Source organism: uncultured Bacteroides sp. (genome assembly GCF_905207245.1).
Lineage (GTDB): Bacteria > Bacteroidota > Bacteroidia > Bacteroidales > Bacteroidaceae > Bacteroides.
The window spans coordinates 37,552-57,064 of record NZ_CAJLKP010000037.1; the positions used below are offsets into that span (position 1 = coordinate 37,552).

A 19,513-nucleotide genomic window follows, 5' to 3' on the forward strand; every position below is an offset into this window, starting at 1 on the left:
TTATAACCTAAACGAACCAGTTGACATATGAAACAAATCTTACTTATCGCTCTGTTGGGAGCGAGCATCTCTGCATCGGCACAAACGACCGGCCATGATCCGGCCGATGCTTCAAATACGCCTCAGGCTCTCTCCCTCAGCTACGACGACGCTTTGCAAATGCTGCAACGCGGTAACCAAAGTCTGAAGATAGCCGACAAAGGCATCGAAACAGCCCGTGCGGAACGGGACAAACTGAACGCCTTATGGTATCCCAGCCTACAAGGAGCAGGTACTTATGTTCACATGTCCGAAAAGATAGAAGTGAAGCAACCCCTCTCCCAGTTCACTGATCCGGCTAAGGATTTTGTACACACCATTATACCGGACGACCAGTTCATCAGTGGTATATTGGACCAGATAGGCGGCTATACGCTTGCCTTCCCCCTCGCCCCCCGCAACCTTACCAGCATAGGACTTACGGCCGAATGGGTCGTTTTTTCCGGCGGAAAACGTGTACGGGCAAGCAAGATTGGCAACCGGATTATTGACATCGCCCAAGAGAACCGTGCACAAACCGATGCCACACAACGTACGCTGCTGGCAGAAAGTTATTATGGGCTCAGTCTTGCCCGCGAAGTAGTCGCCGTCCGCCGGGACACCTACAACAGTTTGAAGCAACACTATGAGAATGCCCTCAAACTGGAAGCTGCCGGAATGATTGACAAAGCCGGACGCCTCTTTGCACAAGTAAATATGGATGAAGCCTGGCGTGCACTGGAGTCCGCCCAAAAGGAGGTCACCGTTGTAGAAAGTGCTTTGCGCACATTGCTCAACATGGAGGATACTTGCAAGATAGAGCCTACTTCTCCCCTCTTCATTAACGCCACACTTCCGATGAAAGAAGAATTCGTGCAAACAATGCGGTCGGGCAACTACATTCTGAATCAGTTATCGTTGCAGCAAAATATCGCCAAGCAACAATTACGAATTGACCAAAGCGGATATTTGCCGGACATCGCCGTATTCGGCAAACAGACACTCTATTCCCACGGCATACAGAGCAACCTCATCCCGCGTACCATCATCGGTGTGGGCTTCACCTGGAACCTCTTCGACGGACTGGCCCGGGAAAAGCGCATACGCCAGTCGCGCATTGCTGAGCAAACACTTGCATTAGGCAAGGATAAGGCACAGGATGATTTGACGGTAGGTATAGACAAGCTGTACACCGGATTGCAAAAGGCACAGGACAATGTTCGTGCCCTCAACTCAACCATCTCCCTGAGCGAAGAACTTGTACGCATCCGCAAGAAATCCTTCACCGAAGGCATGGCAACCAGCACCGAGGTAGTGGATGCGGAAACCATGCTTGCCACCGCCCGAGTGGCCCGTCTGGCAGCCTATTATGAATATGACGTAACATTGATGAACCTGTTGGCCCTCTGTGGCACGCCGGAACAATTCAAGAAATATTTTAATGAAGAATGAGGAAAATGAAGAATTAAGAATTAAGAATGAAGAATGAAGAATGAGGAATCAGGCTGCGCTGTCACCCCGAATGGTAATTCTTCATTCTTCATTTTCCCCCATTCTTCATTTCTAAAAGTATAAACCAAAACCTTTTAAAAACATGGAAATTTCAAAAAAAAGCATTAGTACTGCATTTGTCATCATACTGGCAATCACCATACTTGTTTCCATCCTTGGGATGGTACTTATGAGCCATCAGCCCCTCGTACTTCAGGGGCAGATAGAGACTACCGAAATCCGTATCAGTGGCAAACTGCCGGGACGGGTAGATTCATTCTTTGTCCGCGAAGGCGACTGGGTAAAGGCTGGCGACACACTTGTTGTCATCAACAGTCCAACCATAGAGGCCAAATATCGCCAGGTGAATGCCCTGGAACAAGTGGCACAGGAACAGAACAAGAAAATAGATGCCGGCACGCGCCGACAAATCGTCGCCACTGCCCAGCAACTCTGGAATAAAACCAAAAGCGACCTGACACTGGCACAAACAACTTACCAGCGTATCCTGACACTATATAAAGACAGTGTCGTCACATCGCAACGGAAAGATGAAGTAGAAGCCATGTATCGTGCCGCACAAGCCGCCGAACGTGCTGCCTACGAACAATATCAAATGGCAGTGGACGGAGCGCAAAGCGAAGACCGCGCTTCTGCACGGAGCATGGTCGATGCAGCCCGCAGCACGGTTGATGAAGTATCGTCCTTGCTCGTTGATGCACGACTCACAGCACCGGAGGCAGGACAGATTTCAACGATATTCCCCAAACGCGGAGAACTCGTGGCGCCGGGCACGCCTATTATGAACCTGGTTGTCATGAACGATGCGCACGTCGTTCTCAACGTGCGTGAAGACTTGATGCCACAATTCAAGATGGACGGTATATTCCGTGCGGACGTTCCGGCTATCGACAAAAAGAATGTAGAGTTTTGTATCTATTATATCAGTCCGCTGGGCAGCTTTGCCACCTGGAAATCAACAAAACAGACGGGAAGTTATGATATGCAGACATTTGAGATACACGCCCGCCCGACACAACCCGTAGAGGGCTTACGTCCCGGAATGTCGGTGCTGCTGACGGTTAATGAATGACTGGAAAGAAGTTAACAAGGAACAAGTTGACAAGGAGACTGTAGACAAGTTAACAAGGAAGAATATTAGTCTCTTATGCCCTAAAGACAGGCACTTCAAGGACTATCTCCCTTGTTCCCTTGTCAACTGAAGCCTTGTCAACTAATAATTTAAAAAGAACATGCTCAATGAAACAACCTTTATATAATGTACTTCGCCGTGAATGGCAGCGCATGACCTCCCGCCGACTCTACCTCGGTGTGTGCCTTGTGTTACCCTTATTCTGCCTGTTTTTCATGGCTACCATCTTCGGCAACGGACAGATGGAGAACATTCCTGTCGGCATCGTCGATCAGGACAACACCGCCACATCCCGGCAAATAGCACGAAACATCGCTGCCGTACCCACCTTCAGCGTCACCCGACATTTCACCGACGAGGCTGCCGCGCGGGAAGCTGTGCAACGCAAAGAAATCTATGGTTATCTGTCCATTCCCGCAGGCTTTGAGCAACGCGCCACCACCGGAATGGATGCCACGCTTTCTTATTACTACCATTATGCCCTCCTTTCTGTGGGCAGCGAGTTGATGGCGGCTTTTGAGACGGCACTGGCACCCGTCGCCCTCTCTCCCATTGCTATGGAAGCCGTATCTCTGGGTGTCAGCCAAGAGCAGATAACTACTTTTCTCCTGCCTGTGCAATCCAGTATACACCCGCTTTATAATCCCGATTTGGACTATTCTGTTTATCTGAGCCAACCTTTCTTCTACGTCCTGTTTCAGATACTCATTTTGTTGATGACAGTCTACGCGGTGGGAAGTGAGTTGAAGTTTCATACGGCACAAGAGTGGATGACAACCGCACGGGGAAATATTGTTACTGCCATAGTTGGCAAACTGTTGCCTTATACATTTATTTTCTCAGTAATCGGCATACTGGCTAATTATGTTCTGTATGGCGTATTGCATATTCCTTTCCAAGGAAGTCTGTTGATGATGAACCTGATGACGGTGCTCTTTATTATTGCTACGCAAGCGCTTGCAGTATTCATATTCTCTATTTTTCCACGGATAGCTTATATTATTAGCATTGTGTCGATGGTCGGTTCACTTGGTGCAACACTTTCCGGCGTCACTTTTCCCGTGACGAGTATGTATCCGGCTGTGCATATGGCATCTTATCTTTTTCCTGTGCGTCATTTTACGGAAATAGCGCAGTCGATGCTGTATTTTGACTCAGGGTTCGGATATTATTGGCAATCGACAGCTCTGCTTCTGGTATTCCCATTGCTGGCATTGCTGATATTGCCGAGGCTGAAGCATTGGATATCGAAACACGAAGGGGAAGCAGCGCCACATATACAGGCAAATGATGAATCCTCTCTTTCATTGGCAGATATTATCTCACGTGAATGGCGTGCCATCAGCACCAATCCGGCAATACTTCTGGTCTTGATGGGCGGTATTTTTGCCTACGGTCTTCTCTACAACCTGATGTATGCACCCAACCTTGTGCGGAAAACACCTGTCGCCATCGTCGACAATTCACATTCCGCTCTTAGCCGGGAATATATCCGCCTGCTCAATGCCACTCCGCAAGCGTCAGTCTATGCGTTGACACCCAATTATCTTGAAGCAAAAGAATGGCTGAAACAAAGCAAAGTAGATGGTATCCTCTATCTTCCCGCCGACTTTGATGCACGTGTAGGGCGGGGTGAACAATCTGTCTTTAGCGTTTATGCTGCCACAGATGCTTTCCTGAATTTTAAGAACTTGCAGGAGGCTTCTTCACGCGTAATGCTTGCCGTAAACGACGCACACCGTGCAGAGGGTGCTGTATTCTTACCCCCGCAAGGATTACTTGCAGTAGCTTCGTCTGCTCCCGTCAATGTGTCGGGAACGGCTCTCTACAATTATACAGAAGGATATGGTTCGTATCTGATTCCTGCTGTCATGATTATCATTATCTTTCAGACAATGCTGATGGTGATAGGAATGGTAACAGGGGAAGAGGCGGAAAAAAAAGCTACCATTGATAATTCCGGCTGGCACAAAGCATTGTACAACATTTCCGGTAGAACCTTTGTCTACGTAATGTTATATATCATTTTTGCCCTGTTCCTGTTAGGTTTGCTTCCTCATTTTTTCAGTATTCCGAACATTGGGAATGGCAGGGATATTATCACTATGATGATTCCTTTTCTGATAGGAACGAGTTTCTTCGGACTTGCGGCATCACGTTATTTCACCGACTCCGAAGCACCCTTATTAATGATTGCCTTCTTCTCCGTAGGATATATTTTCCTCTCCGGCGTCTCCTATCCTCTCGAACTGATGCCCTGGTATTGGCAGGCTGCCCACTATGTAGTTCCGGCAGCCCCTGCCGTGCTGGCTTTCGTCAAACTGAATTCAATGGGAGGAGACATGGCGGATATTCGCCCGGAAATGATAACACTGTGGATACAAGTCTTTGTATACTTCCTACTCAGCCTGTGGGTGTTCAAGAAAAGGATTATGAATTAGTTGACGAGGGAACAAGGGGACGAGGGGACAAGGTTCCATGCGGCATAGAAGCATTGCGCAGCCCCTTGCTCCCTCGTCAACTGATTCCCTTGTTAACTTGTTAACTCGTTACCTTGTTTCCTTTCCTTTATATGCGAACGACTGCCATCTCTCCTCACTCCATCCCTGCCGTTGCATCTCCATGCGTGCCATGACAAAGAAAAGGTCGGAAAGACGATTAATAAAGCGTAAAATATCTTCCGGTACAGGGTCTTGTCTGTTCAGCGTCCAGAGTCTGCGCTCCGCACGACGTGCCACAGCACGGGCAAATTGCAGTTGTGCGGACACTTGTGTGCCGCCCGGCAGAAGAAAATAGCCGTTGTCTTCAAGTTCCATCATCATGGCATCCATAGCTTGCTCACACTGCACCACCATCTCCGCTGCACGCAATTCATTCGGATTACCACTGCCCGGATGTTCAGGGTCTGCATCCCGCAAAGCGGAAGGAGTGGCAACGTGGCTCATCACTACCATCAATTCCCGTTGTATATCATGCAGCAACTCCTGCCAAGTGTCTTTCATCGGCAATAACGAGCGGACAATACCTATCACCGTATTCAATTCATCAATACATCCGTTTGCCTCAATTCGAATATCATCTTTCGGAACACGGTCTCCGCCATGAATGCCTGTCATTCCTTTATCTCCTGTCCTGGTATAAATCTTTCTCATACTTCTTCATCAAATAAATGCATAATATTTATCTCTCCAAAATACAGATGCGTATAGCTTGCAATCAGATTTTTATAACGATACACAGGCGTATCCACCAATTGCTTTCTGGCATTATACATTTGCACTGCCGAAATCAAATCTTCATCCTGTTCCACTACTTGTGAGTAGTGAAATTCATGCCCCCGAACTTCCACACCCCGCATTACGAAGCGACGGTATCCCAACGACAAATGTGCATCCTTTTTACAGGCCGATATCTCTATGGGCAGCACATCCGCCATTTTATAGGAAACAGGGCATTCATCTCCCTTTATGATAGCAGATGAAAGATACATCATGCCACCACATTCTGCAAGTGCACGTCCGCCCCGCTCTATATATTGCCTGATGGAGTCAAGTACGTTTGTAGCCCTGCTCAATTGCCGTACGCGATTTTCCGGATACCCACCCGGCAAATAAAGGAAATTAACATCATCCGGCAGTACCACAGATTTATCTTCCGGATCGAAAAAGGTGACTTGCCCATATTCCTTCAGTCGAAAAATATGTTCTGCGTAGATGAATGAGAAAGACTCTTTGTTGCACGCTACCCAAGTATTCAAATACAGGGTTTTGCGTTTGTACGGCAAACGGGGAATGTTCAGTGCGCGTTCCGTCATTTGGAGCAACAGATCGCAATCCAGTTGTTTCTCCAAAGACTTCAACAGAGTCTTGCTGATACCGCCTTTACCTCCCCGGCTGAAGTCCAGTCCCAGGTGGCGGCTTTCCTCTTTTAATGCGCTGTTTGTTCGCAGACAACCGAAACAGAAGATATTCAAATCGTCACATATTTCGCGCAACATAACTTCGTGGCGTTCACTTGCCACTTGATTGAATATCACCCCTATCACCTGCACCTTCGGGTCGAAATCCATATATCCTTTTATCATCGCTGCCAACGAGTAAGCAGCCGACTTGGCATTTATCACCAATACAACAGGAAGATGCAACTCTTTCGCTATATCTGCTGATGAACCTTTACTACGGTCATATCCGTCAAACATCCCCATCATGCCTTCTACAATGCACACATCGGCCTCTGCTGCATGACGCACATAGAGAGTGCGCACGTGCTGTCCGGAAGCCATAAACAAATCGAGATTATAAGATGGGATGCCACAGGCTTTTTCATGATATTTCGTATCGATATAGTCCGGCCCGCATTTAAAAGGTTGCACACGCAAGCCTCTCTTTGCCAACAGAGCCATCAATAATCGGCTGACAGTGGTTTTTCCAGTACCCGAAGTAGGTGCTGCTATCAGAAATTGAGGGATATTTCTTATCATGCGTATTTGAGTTAACAGAATTTCTTTCCCGCAAAGGTAGCATATATTCCCTAAAACTCTTACCTTAGCTGCCCAAATAAAAGTAAATTACTATGATTACCAAAGAACTCAAGAAATTATATTGCGCTTATACCGGACACGAGCCGGAAGCCATCGACGAACTTCCTTCGTCCGGTTCCAACCGCCGTTATTTCCGCTTGATAGGTACGCCTACACTTATCGGCGTAAGTGGAACCTCCCTTGAAGAGAACCAAGCTTTTCTCTATATGGCAAGTCATTTCCGGAAGCAAGGATTGCCTGTACCGGAAGTCGTGGCTAAGAGTGAAAACGACGCTTTCTATCTGCAAGAAGACCTGGGCGACACGCTTCTTTTCAATGCAATTGAAAAAGGACGCAAAACAAGTGTGTTCGATGAAGAAGAAAAGCAACTCCTACGCAAGACCATGCGCCTGTTGCCCGCCGTACAATTCTCCGGTGCGGACGGTATGGACTTTTCCTATTGTTATCCGCAATCGGAATTCAACAGCCGCAGTATCTTGTGGGATTTAAACTATTTCAAATATTGTTTCCTGAAAGCAACCGGAATGGAGTTTCAGGAAGACCGCCTGGAAGATGATTTCCAGAAAATGGCGGATGTATTGATGCGCAGCAGTTCGGCCACATTCATGTACCGTGACTTCCAGAGCCGCAATGTGATGATTAAGGATGGTGAACCGTGGCTCATTGACTTCCAGGGCGGACGTAAAGGCCCTGTTTACTATGATGTGGCTTCTTTCCTATGGCAAGCCAAGGCGAATTACCCCGATAGCCTGCGCAAAGAGCTTTTGAAGGAATACATTGATTCGCTGTGCAAATATCAGCCCGTAGATGAAAAATACTTCTATGCCCAGTTGCGTCATTTCGTATTGTTCCGTACCATGCAGGTGCTGGGTGCTTACGGCTTCCGTGGTTACTTTGAAAAGAAACCGCATTTCATTCAAAGTGTACCTTTTGCTATTGAAAACCTGCGCCAGTTATTGCAGGAACCATATCCCGAATATCCGTATCTCTGCCACGTGCTGAAAGAGCTTACCGAGCTGAAACAATTTACTGACGATTTGCAGAAACGCCGACTTATTGTGAAAGTTACCAGCTTTGCATATAAGAAAGGTATTCCCGAAGATTCCAGTGGAAACGGAGGTGGTTTCGTGTTCGACTGCCGTGCGGTGAATAATCCCGGTAAGTACGACCGTTACAAACCTTTCACCGGACTGGATGAACCAGTCATCCGTTTCCTTGAAGACGATGGAGAAATAACGACTTTCCTCGAACATGTATATGGTTTAGTGGATGCCTCTGTGAAACGGTATATGGAACGCGGATTTACAAATCTCTCTATATGTTTTGGATGTACAGGCGGCCAGCATCGTTCCGTTTATTCGGCACAGCACTTGGCAGAGCATCTGAATAAACAATTCGGAGTACAGGTAAATCTGATCCACAGAGAACAGAATATAGAACAGACATTTAAAGCAAGAAACTGAATGATAATTTAGCGCTCCGCGCTAAATTAAGTTACGAGCTACGAGCTACCAGTAACGAGTTGCTGCGCTGTACTCGTGGGCGAATAATTATTCGCGCCGGCTATCACACCGAAAGGCACTTGTCACTCGTAGCTTGTAGCTTGTCACTTATCGCGCAAAGCGCGATAAATTATCATTTATTAAACAAAATAACAATGAAAGCAATGATTTTTGCCGCCGGCCTTGGCACGCGCCTTCGCCCGCTAACTGACAATATGCCCAAAGCCCTTGTTCCTGTTGCAGGCAAGCCTATGTTGGAACGTGTCATCCTCCGGCTGAAAGATGCCGGATTCAATGACATCACCGTAAATATCCACCACTTTGGTGAACAGATTATAGATTTTCTCCGTGCCCATGATAACTTCGGCACAAATATCCACATCAGCGACGAACGGGGCGAACTGCTGGATACCGGTGGCGGAGTTAAAAAAGCCCGTCCCCTGCTGGAGAGCAACGAGCCTTTCCTTATACATAATTCCGACATCCTGACGGATTTAGACCTCAACGCTTTCTACCGTTGCCATCTGGAAAGCAATGCAGACGCCACTTTGCTTACCAATCACCGGAAAACATCCCGCTATCTGCTGATGGATAAAGATAATCGCCTCTGCGGCTGGACTAATCTTTCCACCGGCGAAGTACTTCCTCAAAAACTTAAGTATCCTGGCAAGGACTACCAATTGCAGGCTTTCGGTTGTATCCATGTCCTTTCCCCCTCCATCTTTCATTATATGGAGAGCGAACGTTGGACAGGAAAATTCTCTATCATTCCATTTTATGTGGATATTTGCCCCCAAGCGTATATTCAGGGATATCCCATAGATAGCGAGAACTGGTTTGATGTGGGGAAACCGGAAACACTGGCAAAGGCAGAAGCCTATTATACTTCCTTATAATACAGGCTGCATTTTTATCAGTTTTCCTTGTCCGTCAAATAAGTATTCGTAGTTAAAAGAACCGTAAATGCGATATTTCCAGCGGGCACTCTTTTCAAAACGGCGGCTGTCGTCCAGGACAGTCGCCTGATATTTATCCTCCAATTCGCCGACAAACGCCTGAGATATTGGGTCCTGGAATCTATAAGCAGCAACCACTATCCGAACATCCGGATATTGTTTCCGCAAATCATCCAACTCTGTACGGATACCGTCTATCCCATCATGCAACCAGAAAAGCAAACATACCGGTTGTCCCTTTCCTGCAATATCCGAGAAGAGTACACTGTCTTTTTCCGCATATCCCACTTGCCTGAAGTCTACAAAATCATCTCCCGGCTTTAGGGCACGAGTTCCATCCAGCATACGCTTCAAACCAATCAGTACCGATGTGCTGTCCCGCATCTGCAGATTACTTTTCTGATATAATTTTTCCAGTTCATCCGGATATATTTCAGCCCAACGGTCAAAAACCATCCATCCCATTGCATTACCTGCATTATCAAATACAAACTTCCGGGTTTCTTCGCGCGGAAAGATATTCTCATGCCAAAGCTTCCAAAGGCGCACATTCAACGAACGGGAATTAGTACTCTTATCCGGCACAGGCATTTCCGGTGGGGTTACGTTAGTCAGCGTCAATTCTCCCCTTTCGGGATAGAAAAAGTTCACACTATGATGGTGTTCTATGCCATAAAGATGCAGGGTATCTTCTTTTCCGGAGAACGTAACCTGCCCGTTTCTGATAACGGCAGAATCCAAAGGGCCTTTTCCATAATCCCTATCGCTCGTCATGCGGTCGGCACCATAACGCCACAGGTACAGTGTGTCGCCTTCGTGAGCATCCAGTCCGATGCAATTCACGGTAAATGCACGGTCTTGGGATTGGCAACTTACCATCCCCAGAAGCATAGAAAAAAATATCCATCGATTGATTTTCATAAGACTCAGATAATTCAATGAATAAACAGATAGTGCAAAAAAACATCTTTTTTCAGAAAGATGCAAACAAAAAACAGATTATTAATGAACGATTGTTTACGGATCTCCATATATTTGTAGCATCACATTAAAAGAACTGACTATGAAACGACTGAAATCAGGTTTATGGATATGTCTATGTCTGTGCGCCACCTCTCTTGTGGGACAAACCAAAGTGAAAACAACGGCAGAAAAAGTAATGCTATTCCACTCAACTGAAAACGTTGAAAGCAAAGGAACTCGTCATCAACGAGAAAATAGAAGAACTTACCCAGAAGCAAGAGCAACTGAATGCAGAGTTGGCACAACTCAGTGGCAAACCTTTAACTCCTATGAGCGAGATTGCCGTAAACGTAAACGCGCCCACTGCCTGCAAAGCCACATTTACGCTGAATTATTACGTGAAAAATGCCGGTTGGTTCCCACACACGCACCGAGCCTGTAACTATCACTCTTTACGACCAAGTACCCGTATCACGCAATAACGACATCACTGTGACGGCAGAAGAAATCAGTGGTGGCACTCTGGATGAAGCCAAAGGTATCATCACCTGGCAAATAACCTTACAACCCGGCGAACAACGTGAGTTGCCCCTACGTTATAAGGTGAAATATCCTAAAGGACGAAACTTAATAATAGAATAACGCTTCTTTATGACCCTAAAATTCTTCTTTGTATTATTTAGCACACCATTTGCATCTTTTTCATTTCCAGATTGTTTATTTTGTAGATTAGAGTAAAATAGAACAATAAAAGAAGAAATTATGAAAAAGATTATCGCATTAATGATGTTAGTTTTCATAGGTGCATCCACAGCCATGTATGCACAGGAAAGTAGCAGTGCAGCCCGCCGTGCAGAACGTAAAGCACAGCGTGATGCAGAAAAAGCAAGGGAAAAAAGAGAAGAGGCACAGGCGTATGCCGATGCTGTACAAGCCATCAACAACAGAAAGTTTGTGCTGGAAGCTGACCGCATTACATTTAAGAGAGGACGAAGCGCTTTCGTTACATCAAATACCAACTTTGTACTCTTAAATGGCGATCAAGCATCCGTTCAGGTTGCCTTCAATGGCCCTTATGCAGGTCCTAACGGCATTGGCGGTATCACTGTAGACGGCAGAGTGGGTGAAGTCAAAACGACCACAGATAAAAAAGGAAATGTGAGTTGCAGTTTCAATGTAGCAGGCGTCGGAATTTCCGCACAAGTCTCTATCAGATTAACCCACGATACCAACAATGCATCTGTCACAATCAACCCGAACTTCAACTCGAACAGATTGTCACTGGATGGCAAAGTAATTCCATTATCCGAATCGAGCGTATATAAGGGACGGTCGTTCTGAAATATAATTTCCCGCTATTGAATACTTACGGCTGCAAAAGTCTACACTTATGCAGCCGTAAGTATTTTATTTACCATACTACTCCCTCCCCTTTCAGTACCATAGAAAACATTTTCAGTCATGCTCTTTGTTCAGACAGACTTTTTTCATATCTTTGCCGCACTTTTTGGTTCCGTATCTCCCTGTCGCTATGAGGAGAACGGTGAAAAGGGAATCAGGTGCAAATCCTGAACAGACCCGCTGCTGTAAAATCCGTTTCAAATCTTGAATATACCCAATTAGCCACTGTTCGTAAACCGGATGGGAAGGCATTCAAAGATGGATAAGTCAGAAGACCTGCCAAAAATGATATAGTTTTAATGCTTTCGGGAAATAAAGCAAAAAAACATTTAGTCTGGCAGTTCTTTATCCTCCATAAAGAATTCTCTCTCTTTATGTATATTCTTCCGAAAGTAAGTCATAAATACTTTTAATAAAGACTGAAATGAAAGTTCTTTCATGTGTACTATTTATGTTGACTTGTCTTTCGCAGATAGGCATAATGGCACAAAACAAAATTACTCTATCGGGAAAAGTGACAGACCAGCATGGTGCTCCTTTATCTTTGGCAACGATTGCCGTAGAAAACAGCTCATCCGGAACCTATACGGATGATAACGGACGATATTCCCTACCAGTTGTACCTGGAAAGCATACTCTTGTCGTCTCTTTAATAGGCTATCAAACTGTAAAGAGTACCTTTAATATCCAACAAAACAAAACACTCAATTTCACATTGGAAGAAAGCTCTGTTACTCTGAACTCCGTTGAGGTTTACGGAAAGACACAGACACAGAAAGTGAAAGAAGGAGTTTTTTCCGTCAATGCCCTTGATATAAGACCCATAGTAAATTCGCTAAATAATCTCAATGACTTGGTGAACCGTACAACAGGCATCAAGGTCAGGGAAGAAGGAGGTGTCGGTTCCGACTTTGATTTGTCTATTAACGGTTTATCCGGAAATTCTGTACGCTACTTCCTGGATGGAATGCCGTTAGATACTAAAGGAAGTGGGGTTTCACTAGCTAATCTTCCGGTGAATATTATAGACCGGATTGAGATATATAAAGGTGTGGTTCCTGCCAGCTTGGGAACGGACGCACTGGGTGGTGCCATCAATATCATTACCAAACAAGAAAACAAAAATTATCTGGATGTTTCTTATGGCATTGGCTCATTCCACACACAAAAAACAGATTTGAATGCACAATTTGTAGAACCTAAAACAGGATTGATTATCCGGTCCACTGTGGGGGTAAATTATTCAAAAAACGATTATACAATGAAAGGTGTTGAAGTTTGGGATGAAAGCAGTCGCAAGTATATTCCAGTCAACCGTAAGCGCTTTCATGATGATTACTTCTCACTGTTCGGACAAATAGAAGCAGGTTTTACCAATAAACCCTGGGCAGATGCATTCTTTGTTTCCGGCTCTTATTCTAAAATCAATAAAGAGCTACAAACAGGTTCTATCCAAAGTAAAGTATATGGTATGGCAGAGAAAGAGTCCGATGCATGGAACATTTCGGCACATTACCAAAAGCGTAACTTCATCATAAAGAACCTGCAATTAAACGCTTCCCTTTCGCATACTTGGGATCATTCATTAACAGTAGATACCACATACCGGCAATATGACTGGAACGGTGACTATATCATAAGTTCACGTAGTGAAATCATGGGGCGAGGACGAATAATGCGTCATTATAAACGCCCATTGACTATTGCCCGCAGTAATTTGGACTATCGGTTGAACAATGCACACAGCCTCAATCTAAACTATTTGTTAAGCCGCATGGGTAACAACCGCTATGATGAAGTGGACACTGATTTTGAAGCCTCCAACGATATTTTAGCAAAACATGTCATCGGCATTTCCTACAACCAGTCATTTTGGGATAGCAAATTGACTAATACATTCTTTGTCAAAGATTATATCAACCACTTGAATATACGGCAGACTGATTTAGACTGGCTCACTGGTTCGGAAAACGTGAAAGGCTCAACTACGAAAAATTACTTAGGCTATGGCATTGGCTCACGATTTACAGTTACCAATCCGTTCTCCATAAAGTTATCTTACGAACATAGCGTACGACTGCCTCTTGCCCGTGAATTATTAGGTAATGGTAGTACAATCTATGCAAATGTGGCATTAAAGTCAGAAAGCAGTGATAATATCAATCTGGGCTTCTTCGGCACCTGGCACCTGGCATCGGGACATACTATCTACTATGAAGCAAGCGGTTTCCTTCGTTATGTAGACGACTATATTCAGGCTAAAGTATCGGAAAAAGAGGCCACAATGCAATATGAAAATGTTCCTGCTGTACATATCAAAGGCTTGGAAGGTGAAATACGCTATAATTGGCAAAATAAGTTACAGTTTGTCTCCAATATCAGTTTTGAAGAAGCTCGTGATCAGAAAAGGTATAAAACTGATGGCAAACCTTCAGCTACCTATAACAACCGTGTGCCTAACCGTCCCTGGTGTTTTGGAGGAGCAGAAGCTAATTATACTTTTCAAAACGTGCTATTCCCCCAAAGTAATCTGCGTTTAGGATGCAGCTACCAATGGGTACACTGGTTCTTCCTTACATGGGAAGCATACGGTGCACGTGAAAGTAAAGCACGTATTCCGGCACAACACATCTGCAATGCTGATATTACATATTCCTGGAAACGGGGCCAATATAACATTGCATTAGAATGCACCAACGTATTCGATAAGCTTGCTTACGATAACTACAAATTGCAAAAGCCCGGTCGGTCATTCTTTGCTAAATTCAGATTATTTATTCATTAAATCCATTTACTAATTAACATTTATTCAAAATGAAAAGACTAAAATTCTTATTCAGTATGATTATGGTTGCGATGTTAGCCATATCATTTAATGCTTGTTCTGATGATGAGCCAGTTCCAACTCCCGATCCGACTCCGGGAACAGAAGATTATCATTTTGACATCTGGATTGCCCTTGACAAACATGGTGGGATGGGACGTGATGTTAAAACACTCGTTAGAAGTGTAGAATCGCTTGATGCAACCCAACCCAAAATAGACTTTGTAGGTGAAGGTACTGAAGTGAATTCCAAGTTGACACTGGAAAACATCATTAAAGGTGCTTATTACTATCAAGTACCTGTTGCGGGCGACCGCTTTGGTAAATATACACTGTCAGATAATAAGATTCACACAGTGCAAGAGCAAAAGTTTGGTACGAACACTTATCTCCCCCGTAAATATACCCACACCTGGCTTCCTGATAATACCTTAATGATTATGGCAGCCAATGGTGATGCTGACAAAATTATCTGGACCAAACTCAATGCTTCTGACATGAGTATATTGAAAGAAGGTACATTGAATATCCAAGTTCCGGAAGGTTCGGCCGTATTCACAACTTCTGGAATTCTAACTTATCGTGAGAAAGACAATAAATTGATTTATTTCTATTATGGAAAAAGTAAAAAAGGTCTAAATTCTACTGAATCCAAAGTATATACAGCAGTCATTGATCCTTCGACGATGAATGTAGAAAGCAATATAGAGACTTCATTAGTTGATGAAATGGTTGGTAGCGCATACGGCGAATTGCTTCAAAAATGTACTTTGTTTGATGAATCAGGCAATCTGTATCTCGCCTGTTTGTCAAATGATGAAGACGATGTAGAAAGATCTCACCTGCTGAGAATAAAAGCCGGAGAAAAAGACTTCGACCCGACTTATGACGGATTTACCAATGATGGCAAACTTGTTTCTATAGAATATCTCGGTAACAATAAAGTTCTTGCTTATGCCCGTGAGGATCGATTGGGAACAGGAATCGATAGTTACAGTCACTATTATGCAATTATTGATTTATCTTCAAAGAGTAGCAGTCGCATCAAATGTGATGGTAAAGACTTGCCTTATAGTGGTGGCCGTTTTTCACAGCGTACAGCTATAGCTGGTGGTAAAGCTTATATTGGTGTCAACCCAGAAAATAGCAATCCTTGCATCTATATCTATGACATTGCAACCGGTACAACCGAAAAAGGTGTAGAAATAGCCGAAGGATACTATTTCGAACAAATTCGTGTTTTGGAAAACGAAAAATAATTCAATTACTTTAGAGACTGTCTGTTTGTAACTACTCAGGTAGCCTAACCTACTGTCATGCTGAGCGCAGTCGAAGGATCTCTTCTCCTCTCTGTATGATAGGAGAAGAGATCCTTCGACTGCGCTCAGCATGACAGATACTACTGATTATCAGGAAACGTGATACCTGAGTAGTTACGTCTGTTTTTTTTAAAGTTCAGAATCAGTTCAATAATTGTTGCCCGCCCTGTGCGTTGTCCTCCTTTCTGTGGCAGGACGGGGGTAATGTATCGTTTCATTCCGTAGTTTGCGATGCCGGACGGTGTACGTGCCGTGCTATGCCATGGGGACATATTTCCTACATCCCCCCAGGCCTCACCCCCCCGTTCCCTACCTCCGAAAGCGTGTAGGACAGGCCGTAGTACTCCTCGTCAACGCCTTTGGACTCGGGCGTGAATATCCACACTGCTCTGCCGTTGCGGGTGAGGGTGATGGGAGAACCCTTACCGTCCACTACCGGGAGAAGGAAGACGTCTCTGTCCTTATCGGCTGCGGGGAGTTGGAGGCCGCTGAAGAGGGACTCATGAAGGACGCTGTTGCTCGGATCATAACTCTCGAAGAATCTAAAATATGTCATTTCCAGGCCGTATCCGGCAGGGATGCGCAGGCGGGAGCAGCGGTAGGTGAAGGTGAGCGACCAATACTCGGAATTGCCTTGGGGGGATTTAATTCCCAAAGCCTCCATCACCGGGATGGCGTCGTTGCTGTCGGGAGCCGGGATGGTGATTATCCCGTTCTCCGGCTTGCCATTGCCTACATAGTAGCCTTTGATGCTGCTAACCTTGTATCCGTCGTAGATAATAAGGGTACGGTTGAACTGGGGATCGTCGTTGAGTCCCATCTCGTCGGCTTCAGCCTCGGTGAGGTAGCGCCAGGCACCGCCGGAGTATTTTAAGGCGGAGTAGTTGTCAAAGGCATTACTATCATAAGCCTCCCGAAACCAGGCATACAGCCACACCACATCCCCCTCTTCCCACTCCGTTCCTTGTTCCGTTTGCACGGCACGGGTGGTTGGGCCGATTTTCCCGTCGGGCAGGGTGATGGCGGCCTCGGCGAATGCGGGCTTCGGGGCGATGGTGATGCAGAGTGAGCGTTGGGCGCCAGCCGGGCGGGTGCCGGTGGTGGCGGGAGTTTGTACTATTTCGTCGTCGGTGGCGGTGCAGCTCCAGGTCAGCAGGACGAGGAGGAGTACGGCGGCGGTGGAAAGGAGTTTATGTTTCATATCGTTATTACGTTTTAATGTGAATGGATGGGTTAATTAAGAGTATTCCGGGTAAAGTCCAGGACGGGCCATGTTCCGTCGCCTGCTAACCAGAAGCTGCTTGAATATACAGACCCAGACCTGTAGATGTCGATACCATAGGCGGGCGTGGCGTCGGGGTCGTAACGAGTGATGGTGCCGGGCGCCGAATAGGATCTATTCATGAGTTGGAGTATATCGCCCTTTCCAGGGTTGATATTGCAGATAAGACGTGCTGCATCTCCGCAATTGGATGTGCCTTTACCACCGACGCCGGCGCCGTAGCAGCAATCTACATTACCGCCATCCATGAATCCGACGATAGCGCCTACCTTTGCCTCTATAGTGCTGGCTGTAGCGGTGCCGCTGGCGTAGCAACTATTGAGTAGTCCTCCTTTGTGTCCATAGTGATAGCCTACCAATCCTCCGGCATAGATATTGATGTCTGCTGTTTCAGATGTAACGGAGACATCACCTTCGGCTATACAACAGTAGATAATGGAGTTGGAATTATTTATATTCCACCCGGCAATTCCTCCAGCACGTATAGTGTTACCTTCAGATGTATTTACCTCCATAGTGACGCTGCCGATGGCGTGGCAGGCAAATAGTAGGCCACCGGAGTTTCTTCCTGTTATTCCTCCGGCGTCTGCTGAAAGTTGTCCTAATAGTCTTATGCGATCTGCTTTTATCTTGACGTCCGTCCGGCAACGGGTAATAGTACCATTGTTAATTCCCGCTAATCCGCCGACAGTTGGGTCATATTCGCTCGTATTGATTTTCCCCTGAGCGGAGCATAGGGAAACAGTGGAAGCACTACCATTCCATCCAACGAGGGTTCCGACATTTATTGCCCTGCCTGATATTATCTCCACCTTGCGCAGGTGAATGCCGGTCAGCAGAGCACCGCCGTCTGTTACCCCGAAAAGGCCGGCAGCTGATCCTTCTTGCATATTACTGATTTTCAGATTGGAGATAGTGTATCCGTTACCGTTATAAATGCCGGTAAATGGCCGAAGTTCACCGGGGTACTGCATACCGATAGGCTTCCAATTGTCAATGCCACTCAAGTCGATGTCCGCCGTTTGCAGGGCATTGAGGTCTCGCTGTCCGCTGTTCACATCGTCAGCAAAACGCGCCAGGTCTTCGGCCGTGCGTATCAGCCGGAACTCCTTGCCGTTGATGTTCGTGGTAAGGATGCCGTCTTGCCAGGGCACGTCGCTGTCGGATATGGTCACGGTGACGCGGTCCTCCTCCACGGTGGCGTTGTAGACGTATTCGTGTCCGCCTTCCAGCAGGCTGCCGCTCTCTGCCACATATTCCCGCTCCTTGCCATTGGGGAGGCGCACCCGGATGAACGCTTTCCCGCTCACGTCCTGCGGAGGCAGCAGGGCTTCGTAGGCCGCCACGAAGCCCGTGGGGGTATCGGCACAACGGTGGGGCGTGATGGTTTGCGGGGGCAACTCGCCATTTTCGGTAGGGACATGGGCTGTCAGTGTCCCGGTCTGCGGGTGGATGTCTGCTATTATCAAGAGGTTCTCGTTGCCCAGCAGCACGGTGGCGCCTTCCACGTCCTCGTCCTTGAGAGAGCCGCCGGGACGGAGGCGGACAACGATGCGCGCCATGCCGTGGCGGAAAGTGAGCGCGGGACGGCTGCGGTGGAGTGTCTGTGCGGCATATACATAATCACTATTTTTATAATTATCATCGCTACTCTGGTCTTTAGCGGCCATACATTGATAATAATATCCTGAATTGTCATCATAGACGATCATCGATGGAGGTCCGTAAGCAAGTACATCCTTTTGGGTTTCCCCGGCTTCCCACTCGGCAGGTGTGGGATCGATGTTCGTACCGGAAGCGTTGCCGTCGTGTACAAAGCCTTGGCCTGTGCGGTAAACGAAGGCTTTCAGCTTGCCGTCCATGTGGACGAAAATCCGGTCGTAGTCGTCGAAGGTGCCGTCGGTGATGGCGCGGCTGGCGGGGGCTTTATCGTTGCCGTGTGCTTCGCGGTGGTCGATGGTGGCGCCGAAGGTGACGGAGGTGCCGTCTTCCCCGGCAGCGATTTGCGGGTCGTTGTCTGCGCTGCACCCCGTGAGGGCTGCCAGCATGGCCGTCAGCGTTATC

16 protein-coding genes and 1 riboswitch are annotated in these 19,513 nt (G+C 46.4%); of the genes, 10 read left to right on the forward strand and 6 right to left on the reverse strand.

The window, feature by feature from the left end; genetic code table 11:
* Positions 1–27: 27 nt before the first annotated feature.
* The 3 genes from QZ135_RS12525 to QZ135_RS12535 all read left to right on the forward strand — a co-directional run bounded on the left by QZ135_RS12525 (position 28) and on the right by QZ135_RS12535 (position 5,103).
* Entirely contained in the window at positions 28–1,470 is a 1,443-nt protein-coding gene (locus tag QZ135_RS12525; RefSeq protein WP_294609523.1) for a TolC family protein, read from the forward strand.
* 142 nt (positions 1,471–1,612) lie between these two features.
* Positions 1,613–2,602, forward strand: coding sequence for an efflux RND transporter periplasmic adaptor subunit (locus QZ135_RS12530; RefSeq protein ID WP_294609526.1), 990 nt, complete (start codon positions 1,613–1,615; stop codon positions 2,600–2,602).
* A gap of 167 nt (positions 2,603–2,769) precedes the next feature.
* Positions 2,770–5,103 (forward strand): ABC transporter permease, encoded by a 2,334-nt coding sequence (locus QZ135_RS12535; RefSeq protein WP_294609529.1) that lies wholly within the window; start codon positions 2,770–2,772, stop codon positions 5,101–5,103.
* Positions 5,104–5,211: 108 nt separating this feature from the next.
* Here QZ135_RS12535 and QZ135_RS12540 read toward each other — a convergent pair whose 3' ends face one another.
* Positions 5,212–5,814, reverse strand: a complete 603-nt coding sequence (locus QZ135_RS12540) for a cob(I)yrinic acid a,c-diamide adenosyltransferase (RefSeq protein WP_294609531.1) — start codon at positions 5,812–5,814, stop codon at positions 5,212–5,214.
* Positions 5,811–7,142, reverse strand: a complete 1,332-nt coding sequence (locus QZ135_RS12545; protein WP_294609534.1) for a cobyrinate a,c-diamide synthase — start codon at positions 7,140–7,142, stop codon at positions 5,811–5,813. Before QZ135_RS12545 ends, QZ135_RS12540 begins: the two co-directional genes overlap by 4 nt.
* A gap of 92 nt (positions 7,143–7,234) precedes the next feature.
* On the opposite strand from QZ135_RS12545, the gene QZ135_RS12550 reads away from it, so the two are divergent.
* Positions 7,235–8,665, forward strand: a complete 1,431-nt coding sequence (locus tag QZ135_RS12550; protein ID WP_294609536.1) for an RNase adapter RapZ — start codon at positions 7,235–7,237, stop codon at positions 8,663–8,665.
* Between the two features lie 194 nt (positions 8,666–8,859).
* The gene (locus QZ135_RS12555) at positions 8,860–9,600 is read left to right on the forward strand and encodes a nucleotidyltransferase family protein (RefSeq protein ID WP_294609539.1); all 741 of its coding nucleotides are present in this window, start codon (positions 8,860–8,862) and stop codon (positions 9,598–9,600) included.
* Here QZ135_RS12555 and QZ135_RS12560 read toward each other — a convergent pair.
* Entirely contained in the window at positions 9,595–10,581 is a 987-nt protein-coding gene (locus tag QZ135_RS12560; protein WP_294609542.1) for a DUF4369 domain-containing protein, read from the reverse strand. The two genes, QZ135_RS12555 and QZ135_RS12560, sit on opposite strands and share 6 nt — an antisense overlap.
* A gap of 142 nt (positions 10,582–10,723) precedes the next feature.
* Between QZ135_RS12560 and QZ135_RS12565 the strand changes: the two genes are divergently transcribed.
* From QZ135_RS12565 to QZ135_RS12585, 5 genes are all read left to right on the forward strand, one after another.
* Positions 10,724–11,065 carry a hypothetical protein gene (locus QZ135_RS12565; RefSeq protein ID WP_294609545.1) on the forward strand — a complete coding sequence of 114 codons (342 nt, stop codon included), beginning with the start codon at positions 10,724–10,726 and terminating at the stop codon, positions 11,063–11,065.
* Complete coding sequence (locus tag QZ135_RS12570) at positions 11,029–11,265, forward strand: DUF4139 domain-containing protein (RefSeq protein WP_294609548.1); 237 nt, start codon at positions 11,029–11,031, stop codon at positions 11,263–11,265. The genes QZ135_RS12565 and QZ135_RS12570 overlap by 37 nt, the downstream gene beginning before the upstream one ends.
* A gap of 120 nt (positions 11,266–11,385) precedes the next feature.
* The gene (locus QZ135_RS12575) at positions 11,386–11,964 is read left to right on the forward strand and encodes a DUF4251 domain-containing protein (protein WP_294609551.1); all 579 of its coding nucleotides are present in this window, start codon (positions 11,386–11,388) and stop codon (positions 11,962–11,964) included.
* Between the two features lie 150 nt (positions 11,965–12,114).
* Positions 12,115–12,323, forward strand: a riboswitch (cobalamin riboswitch).
* A 125-nt stretch (positions 12,324–12,448) separates the two neighbouring features.
* On the forward strand, positions 12,449–14,809 hold the full coding sequence (locus tag QZ135_RS12580) for a TonB-dependent receptor (protein ID WP_294609554.1): 2,361 nt from the start codon (positions 12,449–12,451) through the stop codon (positions 14,807–14,809).
* Between the two features lie 29 nt (positions 14,810–14,838).
* On the forward strand, positions 14,839–16,107 hold the full coding sequence (locus tag QZ135_RS12585) for a hypothetical protein (protein ID WP_294609558.1): 1,269 nt from the start codon (positions 14,839–14,841) through the stop codon (positions 16,105–16,107).
* Positions 16,108–16,247: 140 nt separating this feature from the next.
* Here QZ135_RS12585 and QZ135_RS12590 read toward each other — a convergent pair whose 3' ends face one another.
* From QZ135_RS12590 to QZ135_RS12600, 3 genes are all read right to left on the reverse strand, one after another.
* Positions 16,248–16,439, reverse strand: coding sequence for a hypothetical protein (locus QZ135_RS12590; RefSeq protein WP_294609561.1), 192 nt, complete (start codon positions 16,437–16,439; stop codon positions 16,248–16,250).
* Between the two features lie 5 nt (positions 16,440–16,444).
* Complete coding sequence (locus QZ135_RS12595; RefSeq protein WP_294609564.1) at positions 16,445–17,368, reverse strand: hypothetical protein; 924 nt, start codon at positions 17,366–17,368, stop codon at positions 16,445–16,447.
* A gap of 32 nt (positions 17,369–17,400) precedes the next feature.
* Positions 17,401–19,513 (reverse strand): fimbrillin family protein (locus QZ135_RS12600; RefSeq protein ID WP_294609567.1); only part of this gene is annotated, 2,113 nt, incomplete at its 5' end.

Bases quoted from the DNA above. Each gene is read 5' to 3' on its own strand.
- QZ135_RS12525 (WP_294609523.1), top strand. From the start codon at position 28: ATGAAACAAATCTTACTTATCGCTCTGTTGGGAGCGAGCATCTCTGCA.
- QZ135_RS12530 (WP_294609526.1), top strand. From the start codon at position 1,613: ATGGAAATTTCAAAAAAAAGCATTAGTACTGCATTTGTCATCATACTG.
- QZ135_RS12535 (WP_294609529.1), top strand. From the start codon at position 2,770: ATGAAACAACCTTTATATAATGTACTTCGCCGTGAATGGCAGCGCATG.
- QZ135_RS12540 (WP_294609531.1), bottom strand. From the start codon at position 5,814: ATGAGAAAGATTTATACCAGGACAGGAGATAAAGGAATGACAGGCATT.
- QZ135_RS12545 (WP_294609534.1), bottom strand. From the start codon at position 7,142: ATGATAAGAAATATCCCTCAATTTCTGATAGCAGCACCTACTTCGGGT.
- QZ135_RS12550 (WP_294609536.1), top strand. From the start codon at position 7,235: ATGATTACCAAAGAACTCAAGAAATTATATTGCGCTTATACCGGACAC.
- QZ135_RS12555 (WP_294609539.1), top strand. From the start codon at position 8,860: ATGAAAGCAATGATTTTTGCCGCCGGCCTTGGCACGCGCCTTCGCCCG.
- QZ135_RS12560 (WP_294609542.1), bottom strand. From the start codon at position 10,581: ATGAAAATCAATCGATGGATATTTTTTTCTATGCTTCTGGGGATGGTA.
- QZ135_RS12565 (WP_294609545.1), top strand. From the start codon at position 10,724: ATGAAACGACTGAAATCAGGTTTATGGATATGTCTATGTCTGTGCGCC.
- QZ135_RS12570 (WP_294609548.1), top strand. From the start codon at position 11,029: ATGCCGGTTGGTTCCCACACACGCACCGAGCCTGTAACTATCACTCTT.
- QZ135_RS12575 (WP_294609551.1), top strand. From the start codon at position 11,386: ATGAAAAAGATTATCGCATTAATGATGTTAGTTTTCATAGGTGCATCC.
- QZ135_RS12580 (WP_294609554.1), top strand. From the start codon at position 12,449: ATGAAAGTTCTTTCATGTGTACTATTTATGTTGACTTGTCTTTCGCAG.
- QZ135_RS12585 (WP_294609558.1), top strand. From the start codon at position 14,839: ATGAAAAGACTAAAATTCTTATTCAGTATGATTATGGTTGCGATGTTA.
- QZ135_RS12590 (WP_294609561.1), bottom strand. From the start codon at position 16,439: ATGTCCCCATGGCATAGCACGGCACGTACACCGTCCGGCATCGCAAAC.
- QZ135_RS12595 (WP_294609564.1), bottom strand. From the start codon at position 17,368: ATGAAACATAAACTCCTTTCCACCGCCGCCGTACTCCTCCTCGTCCTG.